Origin of the sequence: Eisenbergiella porci (assembly GCF_009696275.1) — a bacterium.
GTDB lineage: Bacteria > Bacillota > Clostridia > Lachnospirales > Lachnospiraceae > Eisenbergiella > Eisenbergiella porci.
The window spans coordinates 74,265-89,511 of record NZ_VUMI01000023.1 but is presented as its reverse complement, the minus strand read 5'-3'; the positions used below and the strand labels follow the sequence as shown (position 1 = coordinate 89,511).

The following is a 15,247-nucleotide window of genomic DNA, read 5'->3' as shown; positions in this document are numbered from 1 at the left end:
AAGCACTCATCCGTAGGGTTTTTCCTTTCATAAGGATAAGGCTATTGTAAAAGAAAAAGAGCACCGTGGCAACGGTGCAGAGAAAAGATAAGAAAGGCTATTGCACAGCATGTGCGATTTGGTTCAAGTAAAATAGGAAAAAAGAGTCCCTTTTTCCTATTTATACTGTCAACCGGCCTTGAACCGGTACAGGATTGTTTCTGAAGAATTTTAAATCCTTCCTATTGGACAAAAGCTTAAATTATGTATGCTTTCTGCCTTGCCCAAAGATTTTTTACCAGATCTTAATCCGGTCCACCAGCATGAAATACATGTCACCGCCAGGGTGGATACCGAAGGTGTCTAAGAACTCCTGAAATTTGGAGAGTACCCGATTGGTACGCAGATTACCGTGGCCGTGCTTATCATACTCTGCCAGCGAATGTCATCTGCCGCCCCTGTGACGGTCTGTTGTATTCGTTGTAGGCGTTTGTTCCGGTAGGAAAAACCGAATGATAGCAAAATGGCATGAAAAGTGAAATAACTGGCACTGTAATGCGATTTACAGGTCATTTTCCCTATGCTATAATGGTCATGCTTAAAGCTGTACCCACAAAAGAATCCCCTTTTACCATAACATCTGCCGTCTGCAGGTGTTATTTTTTTATCATTCCCCATATTTTCTGTAACAGCCGGTAGTCCTCCGTGATTACCGGCTTATTTTAAATCTTATTTCACAGTTCACAGGAGGTATACATTGAAACGAAGAACAAAAAGCAATAATCCACAGGAGGCCCGCTCCCACAGAAAAAAGCGTTCTATTCCCTATGCCCAGCTTATCATAGGCACCGCCGCAATCCTCTATTTCTTTGCCCTGCAAACCAACCAAATCCTTGCTGCCGATATGTGGACCAAGGCCGAAGATATTATGAAGGACATCTACGGAAAAATTGTAGGAATATCCACCATCGCCGCTATTGTCACAGCATCCGTGGCATTGCTCCTGATGAACTTCTCTAAAACCGGCAGGACCGTAGATGAGTCAAGGGCATGGCTCAAGCGTATCATCATTACCTGGGTGATTTTAAACGGCCTGGGATTCATCCTCGCTTACGTCACTCCCTTCTTCAATGATGGTAAATGGAATGGGTAATGATTCGCTGAAGCAAAGAAAAGAAGGTGTCATGCATGGGAATTCTTGACGGCATCGTGGAATGGATCGCCGAACAGATTATGAACGGGCTGGTTGCCCAGGGAAGCATTAATTATACGGGCACCATGCAGGGTTCCCAGGCTGCCTTCGCTTTAACCTCATATATGGGACAGGCCGGTGTCGCTGATGCCCCGGTCTTTAGCAGCGTGGAAATCGGCGGCGGACGGATTATGGGTACAGAAACTTCTGCCCGATACCCTAATGGAACGGCATTTGGCATGTATCATACTGAGCAGTATATGCCTCCGGATGGAAATTACGAAACCATCCAGACAGCCGATCAGGCGACCTGGTACCGGCGGTATGCTGCTGATACTGTAGAACGTACCCCTTATATGACCGGAGAAGGGAAAATTGCTTATCACGAAAATATCGTACAAAAGCTGCCCAATCCACCGAAAAGAATGGACCGCATATAAATGTCTGAAGAACAGGATAACAGACACAGTCCCCTTTCCCAGGCTGCATCAGCTGCAAATGCAGTAAAAGGGGCAGTAAAAACAGGAAGGACCATTGCCAATGCTGCACGAGGGGCATCGGCCGGACCATATGGTATGATTGTGGTTGGATTATGGGAAAAACGCAGGCTATTCTTATGATTGCTGTGTGCCTGTTTCTTTTTATTCTCCCTATCCTTTTACTTCCATCATTGATATTCAGTAATCAGGGACTCGATAATGCATCTTCAAAAGTAATGAATGACAATACCCTGATTACTGAAAACATAAAAGAAACAGAAATCGAAATAGAAACAATTCTGCGTAACAAACACGATGCGCTTATTGATGAAATTGAGCTGGAAGCGCAGAGACTTGGAGAAAATGAAGAATACAGTATTACAGACAGCTTCATAGATAAGATTATTATTGAAAGTACTCTGATCATCTCTCAGTTCTGCGCTTCTCGTTTATACCAGGGACCGCCGTTATGTAAAAATTATTGAGGTAATCCCGATTAACTTCCTGCTGCGCAGCGCCCGTGAACAAAGGAGCATTATCTATTCCTTTGTAAGCTACCTGAAAATCAGCCCGGTAAAGCTGCAGTTTAAGGTGCTGACCAGACGTGCTGATATTAACAGGCACCTGGAAACCATCCGAGAAGAAATGCGGTCGGAAAAAGACGAACGCTGTTTGGCCCTGCAGAAAGACTATGAAGACCTGATACGCCGTATTGGCTCAAAGGAAGCCATTACCAGGCGTTTTTTTATTATCTTTGAATACGACCCATTTAACCCTGCCAGGGGAAAGGAGGAAAAGGAAGCCCTCTCTGTGCTGACAACCGCAGTTCAGACCGCTAAGACCTATCTCCAGCAATGCGGAAATGAACTTGTAATTCCGGATAACGATAATGAGATGACGGTTGAAGTATTCTATACGATCCTAAATCGGAAAAGCAGTGCATTAAAGCCGTTAAGCATTCGCATTAATGAGGTGACCGGACAGTATCTCAATGCCGGCAGAAAAGAGGGCACGAATTCCATCGGGCCTGCAGCAATATCGGCGGAGAGTTTATTCAGATTTCTCCCGCTTCCAAAACTGTATCAATGTTATGGAAATCCGCAAGGCAGATTCCGCCGCCAATGACCTGTTAGACGGCCCCCAGACAGAAAAATCCGAGCTGGCAGCTAAAATACAGCGGCTGCACATCTTCTTTTCTCTCCTGATTCCGGATATGAACCATGAAGAAAGACAGCTTTTAGACGAGGCACTGATCCAAACCTATAACCAGAAGGGAATTACCCATAACAATGAAAGCCTCATTGATTCCAAACACCCTGACAGGTATCGGGAAATGCCTATCCTGGAGGATGTCTACCATATTTTAAAGGAAAATCCCGATACCCGCCGGCTTGCCAACATCATGAACCGGCTGGTGCATGGCTCCGCTTCCACCTTCAATCAGCAGACAAATGTAAACCTGGATAACAAATACACGGTTCTGGACATTTCGGAACTGACCGGTGACCTGCTGACCGTAGGGATGTTTGTTGCCCTGGATTATGTATGGGACAAAGCCAAAGAAGACCGTACCGTGGAAAAAGCGATATTTATTGATGAAACCTGGCAGCTAATCGGCGCTTCCTCCAACCGATTAGCCGCTGAGTTTGTGCTGGAAATATTCAAAATAATCCGCGGCTATGGAGGTTCCGCTATCTGCGCCACACAGGACCTCAATGATTTCTTCTCGCTGGAAGATGGGAAATACGGAAAAGGAATCATCAATAACTCCAAAACTAAGATAATCCTGAACCTGGAGGATGAAGAGGCCATGCGTGTGCAGTCCATCCTGCATCTGTCGGAAGCAGAAACCATGGCGATTACACATTTCGAACGGGGAAATGGTTTGATATCCACAAACAACAATAACGTAACCGTGGAATTTAAAGCCTCCGACCTGGAAAAAGAATTAATTACCACTGACCGCCTGGAATTAAAGAAAATCCTGGAACGGGAAAAACAGCGGCAGACGGCATCGGAGGTGGTTTAATACTTATAGAATACGCAGTATTACGTATTGGATTCTGTAAGAAAAAACGCTACGTAATCTTATGTATTTTTTATAAACAACATAGTTTCTTCTATTACAAAGGAGGTTTCCATGCAGTTAAAAAAACAGCAGCATAACCACCTGGCGGAAATCAACCGCATTATCTCTATGTATCAGGCACTCTCCTGCCGTCAGCTTTCCCGTCTTTTTCCGGAGCTTCCCTGCGAAAAAGTAATGGCTCTGCTTGAGCGGCTGCATAAGACGGGCCCTGGTTCTACTACGGGAGGAGTGACTGGTCCTTTTAACAAAGGATTGTTCTCCAAATCAGGATATCCTGTCAGCCTTCTGGGTATTGCTTGACTTTCTGCCGGAAATCACCTACCACACGGTAAGTGACACTTACAATATTCATTCCATGCTTTTTCTTCCCAAAGTAGTCTCATCCGCTCATTCCTCTATCAAATCGTGCTCTACCAGTTTGGCTTTCCCAGATTCAATATCAGCGACAATTGAACGCAAATAATTCATATTGCTCTCAGAATAGAACGGATCAACTGAAACCTCAAATGGTATTCTTTTTTCCCTGCTAACTTTGGTAGCAAACATGGTGAAGGCAGTTGTCATTGAAAGTCCCATTTCTTTACAAGCCTGTTCCATACCTTTTTTCAAATCTTCGTCCATGCGGAAATTGACCATTGTCTGTGCCATAAAGGTCACCGCCTTCTTTGTTCTTTTAGTTTATCATGTTGTAAAGCAAAAGTAAACGCATCGCTTTACAATAATATATGCACTTATTATTAAATCATGCACAATTCCTAATCTTCACCTTAGCAAATTATGCCAAATTAAATATTTTTGCAAATTTTATCATCTCGATACTTGACAACCTTATGTCAAGGCCACGACAAAATTATATACATCTGCTGTACTATTATCCACTTTAAAATCACCCCATATCCATTGCTTCTATCTGCTACTGATAAACCCAGACAAATCAATTCTTGTTGGGTATATTCTATTTCTATATGATTTAGTTTTAATGTCATAAGCATAACCGACATCCCTGTACGTTTATTTCCGTCCATAAATAGATGATTCGTTATAACATAATACGCTAATCTAGCAGCTCTTTCTATAGGGATTGGGTAAACCTCTTCATCACCAAAAGACTGCTTAGCACTATAAACTGCCGATTCTAACATTCCTATGTCCCTTATACCAGATATATCTCCAGTCTTTTGAATCAATTTTTCATGTAAATAAGTGATTTCATCTATCGTAAGATTTATTATTTTGCTAACTCCTGAAATGCTTCCAGATTTTCCTCAAGGACGGGATATAATCCATCCAAATTAAAAAAAGATGGGATTCAAGTTTATATTGTAAAACTGGAGTTGCATGGTATTGGAATTACTACCGCCCAGACTCCATTTGGACATTCTGTACCTGTTTATGATATGGAGCGTACAATTTGCGATCTCATCCGAAGCATAAACATCATTGAAATTCAAACATTCCAAAGTGCCCTTAAACAATATGTCCATCGTAAAGATAAGAATTTGAGGACATTGATGCAGTATGCAGCTATGTTTCATGTGGAAAAAATTTTAAGGCAACAGTAATGGAGTATGGTGACGGCTCACGGTCTGTCAAATCATGAAAATACAGAGCAGACTCATGAGAAAACACTGCCTGTTCACAACGAAGATGGATTAAAAACATCGCGTCTGTCCATGTATCCGCTGTAGCATAAACTTCGTGTGAAATTTTCTCCAAATTATTTTTTTTCGTCCATAATATAATCCCATTTTGCACCGAATATATTTGTATAAAAATCTGAGTACGAACTTTTTATTACTTCAGGCATTGTAAATGGAATGACGGACGAGCAATTTGAGATTATACGGCTATTGTATGACTAAATGACGGAGCGCGAAAGTTGTAAAGAGATGAATAATCGTGCGTTGCTTGTGTGTAGAAAATGAGCATTACGAGCACAATTCACCTTCAGATTCTAATATAGGTCATAAAATTGTATCGTGATAAATTATAAACATCCCAAAAACGCAGGTAGAAATTCTATCCTGCGTTTTTTTATTACCATTACGGAGGTGAAAAATCAAATGGAAAAATAAAACGGCTGCTTACGTCATTAAAAGGAGAATCCTCATATTGCCAAAACTTTATCTTTTCATACCTGTTGAAATTTGGGGTTTTGTGGCAGAGCAGAGCAAACTCTTCCATTTCTTAAGTCAGCTGTATCTTGTATATCATCTGCTCTTATTTTGGATTCCACCAGTAAATTTCATCGTCATTGATGCAAAACCCATTTCTGCATATATAATCTAACCTCCGTTCTTACTCAGAAGTGTGCTTCGAGCTGATCCAGTATCTCCCCTCTGCCGTTGGTATACTGCGCACTACAGATATCACTGGCCGCCAGCTTCCGGCTGTCACAAACCGATTACCCCAATCCCAGTAAAAGATACAGGTCATCCTCCGGATAAACAGCCGTTCCGGCTGGTCAAAGATTATTTCGTATTTCTTATAGGGCTTGGCACACTCCCCTTCAGGCTCAGACTTTTCCTATCCTCTCCTCCTGAAGTTTCTACCAGCCGTTTAAATCCATTTGTTTCCTCAATATATGCTCTCTACGAGGTATATCCAAGTTCCACCGACACGATATTCCCTTCCGTAAAGTACCTGCGGAGGCTCTCCGTCCTGCCATTCACCCGCATTTCTTCATAAAAACAGTATTCCTTCGGTATTTCCACCTCTATCCGGTATCCTTCCGGCGCGCTCATGCAAAGTCTAAGCTTGTCCTCTTCCCGGCTGAAGGAAGCGCATATGCGGCCATCCGCCGTTAAAATACTGCCCTTTGCCCATTTCAGGCTCCCAATTCCGGGCGCAAACCGGATTTTCCTTTCCGTACGGTCCGGGATACCTAATCCAAGAAAATCCCGTACCGCAAATACGCCATAATAAGAGCCAAAACCATGATTACGGCTATCCGTCCCGCTTAAGGTTTCCCAAAAGGTTCCTGGATCTCTATCCAGCATATAACTGCAAAGTTCCTTCAGCTCCTTTTCAAGCAGTCTTATTTCCCCATACCGGGCAAGCAGCTCAAACCGCATCATATAACCAAAGAACACACCGCAGCTGCCTATGCGCAAATGGGCCGTTCCCCGATATTTTTCAGGCACCGGGCCGAACTGTTCCTTCAGTATAGTAAAAAGTGCCTCCGCATCATTTTTTGTCAGCAGATTTGTCCAAAAATAATAATACTGGGCCGCTTCGCTGTAAACACCGTTTTTGCAAAGCTCTCCCTCCCTAAGTGACAAAGAATCCGCCAAAAAAGGATACATAGTAAAAAGCTCCTGCTTACTTCCCTTTACCTTTTCATATACACTGCGAAGCTGAACGCGTATCCGGATGCTGCTCTCAGAAAAATCCTTTCTGTCATACAGTTTCCCCAGTCGCTCCGCGGCCAAGGCATAAAGCGCATTTGCCGCCGTACAAATAGGCTGCGTATGGTCAGGGTCATTGGAAGAAGACCAATCAACAAACATGGAACCTGGTATATTTTCCAACAGCCCCAATTCATTTTTTAAAGCCTCGGAAGCCTCCATAAACAGGTTCACCCGCTCCCGATAGGCCTCCTTCATTTCCTCGTCGCAGGTTCTTCCATAATAATCCGTCAGCTCCAGAAGTACGAAAAGATTCCAGGAATACATCATCACCGGATCGTTTTTTGGTCCGCCGCTGCAGCAGGCGGGAAAGGAGCCTTCAAGCATGGGCGAATAATCCGCCGCAAGGAAATCTTTCAGCATGGCTTTTTCCAGTGTCGTATCCGATAGCAGCATAGCCGCTGCGCGGCCCGTCCAATAGCTGTCACCTGCCCAGCCTCCCCTCTCACGCTCCGGAGAATCCAGGAAAAAGGCCAGGGAATTGGTGAGCAAGGTCCTTTTCGCGCCTTCATAAATACGGTTGATGTCCATGTCGCTGCACACAAATTCCGCTTCTCCCATATCCGGGAAACGGTATACCCGTACATAAAGCTCCTCCAGTGCCACGCTTCCGCCGCCATGGAAAATCACCTTAATATATTTTATATAATGAGGCTCTATCGATTCAAAGGAAAAACTGCCTCCTTCCGTATGCAGACGGATCACCCTGTTCACGCTGTCTGCCTTTACCGGAAGCTGCCCCGATTCATCCAGATAGTCGTTCCACATAATGTCCACAGTTACCGGCTCTGTAGATGAAAAGGAAATTCCGATCAAACCGGTTTCAGCATCACGCATAACAAATTCCAAAGCTGCTGCTCCTGCAAATTCCGAAAGCTCATAGCAGTGTTTCCCGTCTTTTTTCCTTGTTTCCCGGATCCGGCCTTCATAGACCCCATCCTCCAGCAACGCACATTCATAGGCCGGACGGCACATCTTCTTCCCGCCGCTGCGCTCAATATAGGCCGGGGTTTCCCACCAGCTTTCCGGCCTGATATCCACTTTCTTTTCCTTCATGCCGAAAATCCCTGTCATTTTCAGATCCGTTATAAGGTCGAAGTCCGGCATCAGAACCTCCCGTTCCCGGATTAACCTTTTTTCACCGATCAACTCGCAGGGCAAAGCGTTCTCCAGCGTCCCCGTGCGCCATGCCGTATAATTCTCATCCAGGATATAGGATTCTACCGGTACACGCCGCCCGAAGGACAGTGTCTCCATCTGATTATTTTTATAAGAAAGTGCACCGCAGCTGAAGCTCCCGTCTCCGGTCGAGCACAGCACGCCGCCTTCACATACCACCTCAGCCAGCAAACAGGAATTTTCATGTGTCAGGAAATTGTTTTCTTCCGGGACATAGCCGATAATCTCTATGGCAATCCGGTTAATCCCTTCGGCAGTCTCAAGAAAATACCGATCGGCCTTCAGCTGTCCGAACGGCGCAGGTGCCGGACCAAATCCCAGGAAAGAACCATTCAGGAAAACCCGGTAAAAAGAATGCGCTGCCAGGATAAGCTGATAATGTTTTCCTTCCTCAGCAACAAAGTCACAACGGAAAGCTGCAAACGTATTCTTTCGGTCTGAAAGCCCCGGAACAAACACTGCTCTTGCCTTCTGGAAAATTTCTTCCATCTCACTTATCCTCCCCGGTGATTACAGCCACACCTGCAGGTGCTGTTACCTTGGTTTCAATGCTTCCATCCTTTTTTTTCTTATGAGAAATACGGACGATACCCAGCGGGGTGGGAAAAGTTCCCTTTGCCCAGGATAAGCTGCCCAGATGAGGTGTAATGCTCAGTTTCCGGCAGCCCGGCTCCAATATTTTCACGCCCAGCACATTTTCCGTCAGCCACGGCGTTACCCCGGAAGCCCAGCCATGGCACAGGCTATGCCGGTATCCCTGGTAACAGTAACCGCCGTAATTACCGTGGACATCAACCTCTCCTTCCCCTGCAAGCCTGTCAATAGGCGCTGCATTCTTCATCCAGTCAATGTCAAAATCCTCCCAGAAGGTGGTGGCTCCCAGCGCAAGCATTCCGCCCCAGTAATCCCTGATATCGGACAGGCAGCCTTCATAGTCCCCAGCCATGGCCTTTGCTGTCAGGATATAATACCCCATAAATGTGGACATTCCTTTCGCACCGCCTTTCCCAAGCAGCCTTTCATTGACCTCCCCAGCATCCTTCAGCCCTGCCAGCACCAAAAGAGCCGCCGCCTGTTTAGAGTCCTGATAATCCGTATCGTATTTTTCCAGGCGCTTCATATCTTCCTCACATTTTTCCGCAAGCAGCTCCTCCCCCAGCAGCCTGAAAATTTCCCGGAGACTTTTCACTGCAAGATAATGGATAGCCTGTACCCCCGCATCAATCACCACCGGCTTATCGTTGGACGGCCAATCCAGAAAACGGCCCTGCGTTACCGTATCCTTTCCATTTTCATCAATATGCTCAGAAAGCTGCACAAAAATCCCTTTCAGGTATGCCTTCTGCTTTTCCAGAAACTCTCTCTTTCCGGTATACAGGAACCAGTCGTACACAATAATGGCATACCACATGGAATAGCTTGCCATACCGTTAATCCATCCGGGAAGCGGGGTTTCCTTCCTAATAAAATCAAGGCTTTTTTCCACAGAAGAATCCTCTCCGAAAACAGTCCGGACTGTGGCTGTTTCAGGATGCATATCGCCAATCCAGACCAGTCGATCCCTCTTAATCCCATCCCAGAGATATTCCTGCATATTCAGATGGACCGTATAAGCGCCCACATCCCAAATCCGGCTAAGCAGCGCATCGCTGCACGAAAAACTGCCCAGATAAGGGACATCCTTATAAACTGCCGCCGCCATAACGGATTTTAAGGACAACTCCGCCTCCGGTTCCTCCAAATCAATCCGAACGAAGCGGAAGCCGGTTTCTCCGATCTGGTTCATGCTCATCATGCCGATTTCCGTCATGATATCCCGTCTGGCATGATCGTTGGTTGCATTCAGCATACCGCCCGGTTCACTCATCGCCTCCATAACGGATTCCCCGAATCTTATTCTTACTTTTGCGCCTCTTCCGGTACTGTCTCCCCATGCCAGAATCCGGATCCCTCCATGAAGCTCACAACCGAAATCCAGCAGTACAGCCGCCTTTTCCCTGCCGCTTCTCAAAATACAGGGCCTGGCTGCTTCCAGGGAAATCTGAAGTTCCCTCTCTTCAAGCAATACCTGCTCATTTTCCACATTTCCCTGCTTCCACACAATTCTCTGCGGAAGCAGATAGGCCCGGCTCCTGCAGTCCTTCCTAATCGACTCCGCCATTTCCGGAGACATAATACGGAAGATATCCTTACATACTGTCTGCTTTTTATCTGTCTTTTTTTTGTTCATCCTGAACGCCCCTCCTTTTCTGCCGCCGATTTTTATGAAAAGCTTATGTCTTTTACATCCATCACCCGACTCCCCGGAATATCCGATGCAAATACAAGAAACAGTGTCTTCACTCCCGTCACCGGTTTCACAGGACAGCTGAAGCTTCTGAATTCATCCCAGCCGGGAGCAGGTATCGGTCCCGTACATGCCTCCCTTTCTATAGGGGCCCAGCGGTCTGTCTGAAACCGCATAGGAAAGGCAAGTGGCTCTTCCTCTGGAGGTATCCGTATAAAGCAAATAGTATTTGCCCCGGCATTTCCTGATGCAGGCGCCTTCATGGAAGCCATGGTTCTTTTCATCCAGAACACAGGATCGGCAGGTTTCCATATCCAGGGTTCTCATATCTTTCTTCATCCTGGCTCCTCTCAGATGAAACTGTCCCCAGAAATAATAAACCTGCCCGTCGTCATCCACAAGCACCGCAGGATCAATGCTGTCACCGTTCGCATACATTACGGGAACCGGATCCTGAAAAGGCCCACAAGGCGTATCAGACACCGCTACCCCTTCCTGTGCGTTATTCATACAAAAATACAGATAATATTTTCCGTCTTTATACACACAGTCAGGTGCATACAACATACTTCCCTTTGCGGCCCACGGGATATCCTCAATACACAGCACCACCCCATGATCCTTCCATTCCATCATATCCCCGGTAGAAAATACGTGGAGCCTGTCACTGCAATAGGCCGTCTCTCCGCTGATATCATATGAGCCATACCGATACAGCCTGCCATCCGGCATCTGTCTCGCTTCCCCGTCCGGCACAAAATGCTTTAATGGTAAAATCGGATTCATTTTATATCCTCCCGTTTTCTAACAAATAAAAAAACGCTTAACCCTTTACAGATCCAATCATAACACCTTTTACGAAATATTTCTGAATAAAAGGATAAATACACAGCACCGGGACTGTTGATACAATAATTGCACTGTATTTTAAGGTCTGGGAAAGCTGCATCTTGGCTTCCGCCTGTGCCGCATCCAGTCCCTGCATGTTGGTCAGGCTCATTTTATTGGTCATCAGCAGATCCCGCAGAAAGGACTGCAGCGGCATCAGTTCCTTGTCATTCAGGTAAATCAGGGCATTAAAGAAGTCATTCCAGTGACCTACGGCGTAGTACAGTCCAATGACGGCCAGTATCGGCTTGGACAGAGGCAGCACAATTTTGACCAGGAACTGGAAGGTATTGGCCCCGTCCAACTCGGCGGCCTCCTGGAGACTGGAAGGGATGCTGTTTACAAAATAGGTTCTCATAATGATTACATTATATATAGAAACCGCACCCGGTATCATCATGGCCCAGGGCGTATTCAAAAGGTGCATTTTACCGACCACCAGGTAGGTGGGAATCAGTCCTCCGCTGAAATACATGGTGAGCATAAACGCAAACATAAAGAAGTTGCGTGGTACAAAATCCTTTCTTGACAGCGGATAGGCAGCGCATATTGTCATTATAAGATTGATAAGCGTACCTACAACTGTATATATTATAGTATTTTTATAGCCCGACCAGATCATTTTATATTCCGCTACGGCCTCATACGCCATCAGGGTAAAACCTTTCGGAAAAAGGATAACATTCCCGTTCCATACCTCATTGGGATTGCTAAGAGAGGCTATCACTACAAACCAAAGGGGCCATAGGAAAATTACAACAAGGACTATCATGACCAAAACGTTAACCAGATCAAAAATCTTATCCGAATAGGAACGTTTTTCTTTCACACTCTTTACTTTCTTTCCCATATCATTTTTCCTTTCTAAAACAGGCTTTCTTCGGTAACTTTTTTACAGATTTGATTGGCAGAGACAAGCAGAATCACATTGATTACAGAATTAAAAAGGTTAATCGCAGTAGAATAACCATAATCGCTGTTTATCAGGCCAACCTCATATACATAAGTAGAAATAACCGATGCGGCCTGCTTATTCAGGGTATTTTGCAGAAGGAACACCTTTTCAAAGCCTACACTCATCAGAGAGCCCATCTGGAGAATCAAAAGCATAATAATTGTCGGCTTAATGGATGGAAGATCCACATGAATGATTCTCTGCAGTTTGCTTGCCCCATCCACAATTGCGGCTTCATGAAGCTGATAATCAACACCAGACAGTGCCGATATATAGATGATGGAGCTCCAGCCCATCGACTGCCAGACACCAGTCCACACAAAAATTGTTTTAAACAATTCCGGTTTCCCCAGAAAATCTATACTTTCCAATCCGAAAAAGCTTCTGATCGTATTAAAAATTCCTGTATCGGGATTCAGAAAAATAACAATCATACCACACATAACAACGGTTGAAATAAAATAAGGCGCATAAGAAACCATCTGCACCGTTTTTTTCAGGTGTTTATTCTTCAGATAATTAAGCATCAAAGCAAAAACGATAGGAATAGGAAACCCTACCAGAATAGTGTAAATACTAATTCCAAGTGTATTTTTCATAAGCAGGCCAAAATTATAACTGCTGAAAAATCTCGTAAAATTCTCCATACCGATCCAGGGACTTCCCCAGATCCCTTTTTTAACCACATAATCCTTAAATGCCAGCTGAACACCGTAAATCGGCGTATATGCAAAAATAATATAGTATATAACCACAGGCAGTATCATGACATAGAGAATCCAGTTTTTCTTCATATCCTTCAGCAGACGTACGGGCAGGCTTTCTGTCTTTCTCAATGCCGTTCCCGTTTTTTTCTGACGTGCAGACACTTCTTTTTCTGTTTTTACCGCCACTTCAATTCCTCCTTCTCCTGTTATTTACAGGGCCGCTACAGCATCCCGCAGCGGCCCTCGCTTTTTCATATATGTTATATTTACTTACCGACAGCTTCGTTGTATGCGTTCTTATAAATTTCTGCCAGCTGAGCGCCGCCCATATTTTCAACGGTGGCAACAAATTCATCCCAGCTGTCTTCAAGCACCAGTTCACCGGTAGCTACCTGTGCCACATACTGATCTATATAAGCATCAATATCCGTTTTAAGAGTTGCTATTGTCTTTGCATCTGAATCACTGTAACGCATCATCGGCAGCGGTACGCTCCCCTTTGCCGCAACCTTGGCTCTTTCCCCATTCAGATAAACTTCATCGGGATCCACCTCTGCAGACATATTGTCAAACCAGAAATCCGGCTGGATGGAAGGATGATAAGCTGCTCCCTGAATGGTACTGCTCGAACGGACTGTTGCAATATCATCGCCGTAGCCTTGACCCACGATCCATTCCCAGTTCCCATCCGCACCCTTCTGCCAGGTCTTTCCTTCGATACCCAGCCATGTCAGGATACCGCCTTCCTCCGTATAGAACTGATCCGCCCAGGCAATCAGAATTTCCGGATTCGGGCATTTATCTGTAAGCACCATAGCACCTGGTATAATTCCTGTGGAAAGAGGATATTTGCCATCTTCAAAAGGGGTCAGCGCGATATAATCATCATCATTGTCTCTGCCTACCGTCAGGAATGCACCTGCATCAAAGAAGGTTCCCAGTACATCGGCGGACTGGCCGATAGCTCCTTGCTGCTCGTGTTTCTGGGTAAAGGCATTTTTGTCCAGCAGCCCTTCCTGATACAACTTGGCTATGTAGGCCACATATTCCTTAAAGATATCCGTTACCGGCACATAGGCCAATTCACCGTCAATCACCGCAGTTTTTGTGGTATAGTCATAATTAATACTAAAATAGGGCAGCAGCAGATCGGGCTTAACAACATCTGTTGCAGTTAAAGGAATCTCATCATTGGGATCCCCGTTGCCGTTAGCATCCTGTTCCTTAAAGGCTTTTAATACGTTATACAGTTCATCCAAACTCTTCGGTTCCTGAAGACCCAGATTATCCATCCACTTTTTATTAACCCAATAAGTAGTAACAGCGCCGTTCTGTCTTTCAATGCCCGGCAGGGAATAAATATGTCCGTCGCCGGAGGTAATATAGTCCCATCCGTTCATCTCATCCATCTTTGCGGTAAGATTCGGGGCATACTGCTTTATCAAATCTTCTAAAGGAAGAAAAAGTCCCTGTTTTCCATATTTGTCCAAATCAGTGGATGCAAAACCACATTTAAAAAACATATCCGGATATTCCCCGGAAGCCAAGACAAGATTTCTCTTTTCCTGCAGATCCGCTCCCATAACAGACTGGAAATCAAATTGCAGATTGGCATTCTCAAGTACGGTCTGCATTGTAATATTATCTTTTAAGTCATAATCCTGATTCATTATGGCAAATACACTATATTCCTTTGTCTCTGCCAGCGGGAAAGTAATCCTCTCACCGGAAGCTTCCGCGGAAGTCTGTGTCCCATCCCCCTCCACCGTTGTCTCATCTTTGCTGCTCCCTGATGTATCGGTGTTTGCCGCCGTATCCTTTGTTCCTCCGCATGCTGCAAGCGAAACCGTCATGGCTGCCACACACAGCAGCGCTGTAAGCTTTTTCATTTTCATACTGTAACCTCCTACTTTCAATTTTGATATACAAAATTACATACCGTCCTGTACCTCTCATCCTACTGCATATCTGATATCTGATGTGCATTTTTTATGTACAAATCACGGACTTACTAAAGAGGCGCCTCTCCTCCGTAAGCATGGCTTAATTATAAATATCTTCAATTGTATTCTACAAGAAACAAGA

Annotated in this window: 13 protein-coding genes and 2 pseudogenes; 6 read left to right on the top strand and 9 right to left on the bottom strand. The window is 45.0% G+C overall.

The window, feature by feature from the left end:
* Positions 1-736 precede the first annotated feature (736 nt).
* The 5 genes and pseudogenes from FYJ45_RS14975 to FYJ45_RS14955 all read left to right on the top strand — a co-directional run bounded on the left by FYJ45_RS14975 (position 737) and on the right by FYJ45_RS14955 (position 4,039).
* Positions 737-1,132, top strand: coding sequence for a fimbrial protein (locus FYJ45_RS14975; protein ID WP_154465369.1), 396 nt, complete (start codon positions 737-739; stop codon positions 1,130-1,132).
* Positions 1,133-1,167: 35 nt separating this feature from the next.
* Entirely contained in the window at positions 1,168-1,611 is a 444-nt protein-coding gene (locus tag FYJ45_RS14970; RefSeq protein WP_195841824.1) for a hypothetical protein, read from the top strand.
* A 152-nt stretch (positions 1,612-1,763) separates the two neighbouring features.
* On the top strand, positions 1,764-2,135 hold the full coding sequence (locus FYJ45_RS14965; RefSeq protein ID WP_154465368.1) for a hypothetical protein: 372 nt from the start codon (positions 1,764-1,766) through the stop codon (positions 2,133-2,135).
* A 19-nt stretch (positions 2,136-2,154) separates the two neighbouring features.
* Positions 2,155-3,679: pseudogene (locus FYJ45_RS32710) on the top strand (VirB4 family type IV secretion system protein); the annotation flags it as partial.
* 111 nt (positions 3,680-3,790) lie between these two features.
* Positions 3,791-4,039, top strand: a complete 249-nt coding sequence (locus FYJ45_RS14955) for a hypothetical protein (protein ID WP_154465367.1) — start codon at positions 3,791-3,793, stop codon at positions 4,037-4,039.
* Positions 4,040-4,126: 87 nt separating this feature from the next.
* Here FYJ45_RS14955 and FYJ45_RS14950 read toward each other — a convergent pair whose 3' ends face one another.
* Both FYJ45_RS14950 and FYJ45_RS14945 read right to left on the bottom strand, forming a co-directional pair.
* Positions 4,127-4,387 (bottom strand): type II toxin-antitoxin system RelB/DinJ family antitoxin, encoded by a 261-nt coding sequence (locus FYJ45_RS14950; protein ID WP_130433416.1) that lies wholly within the window; start codon positions 4,385-4,387, stop codon positions 4,127-4,129.
* A gap of 185 nt (positions 4,388-4,572) precedes the next feature.
* Positions 4,573-4,956 (bottom strand): type II toxin-antitoxin system death-on-curing family toxin, encoded by a 384-nt coding sequence (locus FYJ45_RS14945; protein WP_276892468.1) that lies wholly within the window; start codon positions 4,954-4,956, stop codon positions 4,573-4,575.
* A 51-nt stretch (positions 4,957-5,007) separates the two neighbouring features.
* On the opposite strand from FYJ45_RS14945, the pseudogene FYJ45_RS14940 reads away from it, so the two are divergent.
* Positions 5,008-5,301 (top strand): annotated as a pseudogene (locus FYJ45_RS14940) (type IV toxin-antitoxin system AbiEi family antitoxin domain-containing protein); the annotation flags it as partial.
* A gap of 736 nt (positions 5,302-6,037) precedes the next feature.
* Here the strand turns inward: FYJ45_RS14940 and FYJ45_RS33180 are convergent.
* The 7 genes from FYJ45_RS33180 to FYJ45_RS14905 form a co-directional block, all read right to left on the bottom strand.
* Positions 6,038-6,214: a glycosyl hydrolase 2 galactose-binding domain-containing protein gene (locus FYJ45_RS33180; protein WP_408609501.1), complete on the bottom strand. Its 177-nt coding sequence runs from the start codon at positions 6,212-6,214 to the stop codon at positions 6,038-6,040.
* A gap of 116 nt (positions 6,215-6,330) precedes the next feature.
* Entirely contained in the window at positions 6,331-8,814 is a 2,484-nt protein-coding gene (locus FYJ45_RS14930) for an alpha-L-rhamnosidase-related protein (protein ID WP_154465365.1), read from the bottom strand.
* A gap of 1 nt (position 8,815) precedes the next feature.
* Complete coding sequence (locus FYJ45_RS14925; protein ID WP_207708426.1) at positions 8,816-10,555, bottom strand: alpha-L-rhamnosidase-related protein; 1,740 nt, start codon at positions 10,553-10,555, stop codon at positions 8,816-8,818.
* 153 nt (positions 10,556-10,708) lie between these two features.
* Entirely contained in the window at positions 10,709-11,398 is a 690-nt protein-coding gene (locus FYJ45_RS14920) for a family 43 glycosylhydrolase (protein ID WP_154465364.1), read from the bottom strand.
* Between the two features lie 37 nt (positions 11,399-11,435).
* Entirely contained in the window at positions 11,436-12,350 is a 915-nt protein-coding gene (locus tag FYJ45_RS14915; RefSeq protein WP_154465363.1) for a carbohydrate ABC transporter permease, read from the bottom strand.
* Between the two features lie 14 nt (positions 12,351-12,364).
* The gene (locus FYJ45_RS14910) at positions 12,365-13,348 is read right to left on the bottom strand and encodes an ABC transporter permease (RefSeq protein WP_276892454.1); all 984 of its coding nucleotides are present in this window, start codon (positions 13,346-13,348) and stop codon (positions 12,365-12,367) included.
* Between the two features lie 80 nt (positions 13,349-13,428).
* Positions 13,429-15,057 (bottom strand): type 2 periplasmic-binding domain-containing protein, encoded by a 1,629-nt coding sequence (locus FYJ45_RS14905; protein ID WP_154465362.1) that lies wholly within the window; start codon positions 15,055-15,057, stop codon positions 13,429-13,431.
* Positions 15,058-15,247 lie beyond the last annotated feature (190 nt).